We start from the raw sequence: 5,035 nt of genomic DNA, 5'->3' as shown, positions 1-5,035 counted from the left end.
GGTCGGCACCTTCCTCGGCGTCCTGATCCAGGGCCTGATCCAGACCTACATCAATTTCGACGGGACATTGTCGAGCTGGTGGACCAAGATCGCGACCGGCGTGCTATTGTTCGCCTTCATCGCGTTGCAGCAGGCGCTGGTCGCGCTCGCGCGCCGGCCGGTCGCGAAGAGTGCAGGAGCCGCCTCATGACGTCGCGTATCGTCGTCATCCCGACGCGGCGGGCCCATTCCAACCACGCGGAAGTGGCCCGTTCGATCGGCGTCGACATCATCGCGGGCCGCTACGCGGAAGGCACACGGCTGCCGGGCGATGCCGAGATGATCGCGATGTTCGGCGTATCCCGGCCGGTGTTGCGGGAGAGCGTGAAGACGCTGGTGGCCAAGGGGCTCCTCACCACCAAGGCCCGGGTCGGCACCGTCGTGCGCGAACGCGGTGCCTGGAACATGTTCGACGCCGRCGTGCTGGCCTGGCATCTCGATGCCGGCATCGACAAGCGCTTCCTCAACGACCTCGCCGAAATTCGCCTCGCGGTCGAGCCGCGCGCGGCGATGCTCGCGGCCGCGCGCCGGTCGGAGGAGGACCTCGCCGAGCTGCGGCGCAGCATGGAGCGCATGCGGCGCGAAGCCTCCGATTCCGTCAGCTTTGCCGACGCGGACCTCGCGCTTCACGTCGGCGTGGCGCGCGCGTCCGGCAATCTGTTCATGCGCTCGATCGGCCATGTGATCGAAGCGGCCCTGCGCGCGTCGTTTCTGCTCAGCGCACCGGTCGAGCCGGACGACCGCGACACCGTGCTGCTCTGGCACCAGAAGATCGTCGACGCGATTGCGGCGGGTGACGCCGACACGGCGTCCGAGGCCATGGTCTATGTCATTCACAACGGCATGCGCCGCCATGAAGGCACGGTGATCGAGACCGCGCCGGCCGATGCGCTGCCATCGTCGGAAGCTGGAGAGAGATCGTGACGGAACTTCGCATCGCCATCGTCGGCTTCGGCAAGATCGCACGCGACCAGCATGTCGGCGCGATCGCCGCGACACCGGGCGCGACGCTTGTTGCGGTTGCGAGCCGCAACGCCTCGCTGCCGGGCCTGCCGCATTTTGCGACCATCGAGGAATTGCTGGAAAAAGGGCCGCCGATCGATGCGGTTTCGCTGTGCACGCCACCGCAGGTGCGGCGCGCGCAGGCCATGGCGGCGCTCGCCGCCGGCAAGCATGTGATGCTGGAGAAGCCGCCCGGCACCGGTGTTGCCGAGCTCGATCCGCTGATTGCGATGGCCGCGCAAGCAAAGCGGTCGCTGTTTGCGACCTGGCACTCGCGCCATGCGCCGGCGGTCGAACCGGCGCGCGAATGGCTCGCGCCGCGCCGTATCGCGTCCGTGGACATCAGCTGGAAGGAGGATGTCCGCGTCTGGCACCCCGGACAGAGCTGGATCTGGGAACCCGGCGGGCTCGGGGTGTTCGATCCCGGCATCAATGCGCTTTCGATCCTGACCCACATCCTGCCGCGGCCGGTGTTCGTCACCTCGGCCGAGCTGTCGTTCCCCGCCAATCGCCAGGCGCCGATTGCGGCGAACCTGACACTGGCCGATGCGACCGGACTGCCGATCTCGGCTGAATTCGATTTCCGCCAGACCGGCCCGCAGAGCTGGGATATCGTCGCGGACACCGACTGGGGGCGGATGAATTTATCCGGCGGCGGCGTGCGCATGGCCGTCGATGGCAATGTCGTTGCCGAGGGCCCGGAGACGGAGTATCGCGGACTCTACCGGCGCTTCGTCGAGCTCGCCGCGACCGGGGCGAGCGACGTCGACCTTGCGCCGCTTCGTCTCGTCGCCGATGCCTTCCTGCTCGGCAAGCGCAGCATCGTCGAACCGTTCGTGGACTGATCATGGCTGGCTCAAGGAAAATAGAAAAAGACGTCTTTGGAACGCTGCCGGACGGACGCGCCGTGGAACGCATCGTGCTGCGCGGGGAGGGCGGGTTCGAGGCCCGCATCATCACCCATGGCGCGGTGCTTCAGGCGCTGACCGCACCGGACGCCAAGGGAAACTACGACGACGTCGTGCTCGGCCATGACGCTTTCGCCGGCTATCTCGCCGAACGCAAGTTTCTGGGCGCCACCGTGGGCCGCTACGCCAACCGCATCGCCAAGGGGCAGTTCTCGCTCGATGGCGAGAGCGTGCAGCTTCCCGTCAACAACGGCCCGAATGCGTTGCACGGCGGCCTCGACGGTTTTGATCGCAAGCTCTGGGGCATTGCGGCGATCGACGAGGGCGCCGAGCCTGCGGTGACGCTGACCTACACGAGCCCGCACGGCGAGGAGAACTATCCGGGCAAGCTCGATGTGCAGCTGACCTACCGCGTCACGGGTCCGGCCGAGCTGTCCCTCATTATGGAGGCCAGAACGGACCGGCCGACCATCGTCAACCTGACCAACCACAGCTTCTTCAATCTGGAAGGCGCGACGTCAGGCACACCCATCCTCGATCATCGGCTGATGGTCGCCGCCGAGCAGTTTCTCGCGATCGACCCGACCGCCATCCCGCTGCCCGAGCCGCCGCGCGCGGTGGCCGGCACGCCGTTCGACTTCCGCGACGCCCGCCCCGTCGGCGAGCGCATCCGCGAGAGCGACCAGCAGCTCCGCAACGGCAGGGGCTACGACCACACCTACTGCCTCGCGCGCGACGGCAAGCTGGCCCTCGCGGCACGGCTCGAGGCACCGCGTTCGGGACGGATCATGGAGCTTCTCACCAATCAGCCCGGCCTTCAGGTCTATTCCGGCAACTATCTCGACGGCACGATGTCGGGCAAGGGCGGCAAGCTCATCCGGCAATCGGACGCCATGTGCCTGGAGCCGCACATTTGGCCTGACGCGCCGAACCGGCCGGATTTCCCGAGCCCGCGCCTCGATCCCGGCCAAGTCTATCGCCATCACACGGCCTATCGCTTTGCGGTGAGGACGCCATGATGGAAGAGGTGCCGACGTCTGTTTTATCTGCCGAACCGTGTCATCTCGGCGAAGGTCCGACCTATGATGTGACCACCGATACGGCGTGGTGGTTCGATATCCGCGAGGGGCGGCTGTTCGAGGCGAACCTTGGCAGCGGCAGCATCCGCGTCCAGGCGCTCGGCCGGATGGCGAGCGCGCTCGGGCGCATCGATGCGGAGCGCCAGTTGGTCGTGGCCGAGGATGGCCTCTACATCCGCAAGCTCGCCGACGGCGCGATGACGTTGTTCCTTCCGCTTGAGGCGGACAATCCCGCGACGCGCTCCAATGATTGCCGCGTGCACCAGTCCGGGACGTTCTGGATCGGCACCATGGGCAAGAAGGCCGAGCCGAAGGCAGGGGCGATCTACGCGCTCCACCGCGGCAAGATCTCGACGCTGTTTCCCGGCATCAGCATTCCCAACTCGATCTGCTTCTCGCCGGATGGCGCGACCGGCTACTTCACCGACACCCCGCGCGCGGTGCTCTACGCCGTCCCGCTCAATCCTGCGACCGGATTGCCGCGCGGCGAGCCGGAAGTGCTGCTACGCCACACCGGCATCGGCGGCCTTGACGGCTCGGTGTGCGACGCCGACGGGCAGATCTGGAATGCGTGCTGGGGCGCGAGCCGCGTCGATGTCTACTCTCCGCAAGGCGAGCGGCTGCGCTCGCTCAGCGTGCCGGCCAAGCAGGCGAGCTGCCCGGCCTTCGTCGGCCCCGATCTGTCGCGCCTTCTGGTGACCTCTGCCTGGCAGGACATGGACGATGCGGCGCGCGCCGCCGATCCGCAGGCCGGCTGCACCTTTCTGTTGGAGGTCTCCGCGCGCGGTCGCGCGGAGCCGGACGTCAAGCTTGCATAGGAGACGAAAGGCAGCCCACATCGCGTTCTCGACGACACGAAAAACAGTCTGACACTTAAAGGGAGTGAAACATGCTGAAACTGAAGACGACATTCCTCGCGCTCGCCCTGACCGGCGCTGCCGCGTTGGTCGCGGGCGTTCCCGCCTCCGCCCAGGACAAGGCGACCGTCGGCATCGCCATGCCGACAAAATCCTCGGCGCGCTGGATCGACGACGGCAACAACATGGTCAAGGTGCTGAAGGAGCGCGGCTACAACACCGACCTGCAATATGCCGAGGATGACATTCCGAACCAGCTCTCGCAGGTCGAGAACATGGTGACCAAGGGCGCGAAGGCGCTGGTGATCGCCGCGATCGACGGCACCACGCTCTCCGACGTGCTGAAGCAGGCCAAGGCCAAGGGCATCACCGTGATCGCCTATGACCGCCTGATCCGCGGCACGCCGAACGTCGATTATTACGCGACCTTCGACAATTTCCAGGTCGGCGTGCTCCAGGCTGACTCGATCGTGCAGGGGCTCGGCCTGAAGGAGGGCAAGGGTCCGTTCAACATCGAGCTGTTCGGCGGCTCGCCCGACGACAACAATGCCTACTTCTTCTACAACGGCGCGATGAGCGTGCTGAAGCCGTACATCGACAGCGGCAAGCTCGTCGTCGCTTCCGGCCAGATGGGCATGGACAAGGTCGCGACCTTGCGCTGGGACGGCGCCACTGCGCAGGCCCGCATGGACAATCTGCTCAGCGCCTATTACGGCAACAAGAAGGTCCACGCCGTGCTGTCGCCCTATGACGGCCTCTCGATCGGCATCATCTCGTCCTTGAAGGGCGTCGGCTATGGCAGCGCCGACCAGCCGATGCCTGTCATCAGCGGCCAGGACGCCGAGGTGCCGTCGATCAAGGCGATGCTGCGCGGCGATCAGTATTCGACCATCTTCAAGGACACCCGCGATCTCGCCAAGGTGACCGCCGACATGGTCGATGCCGCGCTCGCCGGCAAGCAGGTGACGGTCAACGACACCAAGACCTACGAGAATGGCGCCAAGACCGTGCCGTCTTATTTGCTCAAGCCGGTCGTGGTCTACAAGGACAATTGGGAGAAGATTCTGGTCGACAGCGGCTACTACAAGAAGTCGCAGTTCCAGTAGGACTCTCCTTCTCCCTCTCCCCGCTTGCGGGGAGAGGGTCGGGG

General features: G+C 66.1%; 5 protein-coding genes and 1 pseudogene. All 6 read left to right on the top strand.

The window, feature by feature from the left end:
- Window positions 1-190: pseudogene (locus ACXJL8_RS33735) on the top strand (sugar ABC transporter permease YjfF); the annotation flags it as partial.
- Complete coding sequence (locus tag ACXJL8_RS33730) at window positions 187-963, top strand: FadR/GntR family transcriptional regulator (protein ID WP_456686349.1); 777 nt, start codon at window positions 187-189, stop codon at window positions 961-963. The pseudogene ACXJL8_RS33735 and the gene ACXJL8_RS33730, both read left to right, overlap by 4 nt.
- Window positions 960-1,886 (top strand): Gfo/Idh/MocA family protein, encoded by a 927-nt coding sequence (locus ACXJL8_RS33725; RefSeq protein ID WP_456622292.1) that lies wholly within the window; start codon window positions 960-962, stop codon window positions 1,884-1,886. Before ACXJL8_RS33730 ends, ACXJL8_RS33725 begins: the two co-directional genes overlap by 4 nt.
- Before the next feature lie 2 nt (window positions 1,887-1,888).
- Window positions 1,889-2,968, top strand: a complete 1,080-nt coding sequence (locus ACXJL8_RS33720; protein WP_456622293.1) for an aldose epimerase family protein — start codon at window positions 1,889-1,891, stop codon at window positions 2,966-2,968.
- Entirely contained in the window at window positions 2,968-3,846 is an 879-nt protein-coding gene (locus ACXJL8_RS33715) for an SMP-30/gluconolactonase/LRE family protein (RefSeq protein WP_456622298.1), read from the top strand. Before ACXJL8_RS33720 ends, ACXJL8_RS33715 begins: the two co-directional genes overlap by 1 nt.
- Window positions 3,847-3,917: 71 nt before the next feature.
- Window positions 3,918-4,991 carry a multiple monosaccharide ABC transporter substrate-binding protein gene (gene chvE / locus ACXJL8_RS33710; RefSeq protein WP_456622294.1) on the top strand — a complete coding sequence of 358 codons (1,074 nt, stop codon included), beginning with the start codon at window positions 3,918-3,920 and terminating at the stop codon, window positions 4,989-4,991.
- Window positions 4,992-5,035: the final 44 nt, after the last annotated feature.

This window comes from Bradyrhizobium sp. P5_C11_2, from assembly GCF_054049755.1.
Note: the sequence above shows the minus strand (reverse complement) of the source record. Positions and strands in the feature narration are given on the sequence as shown.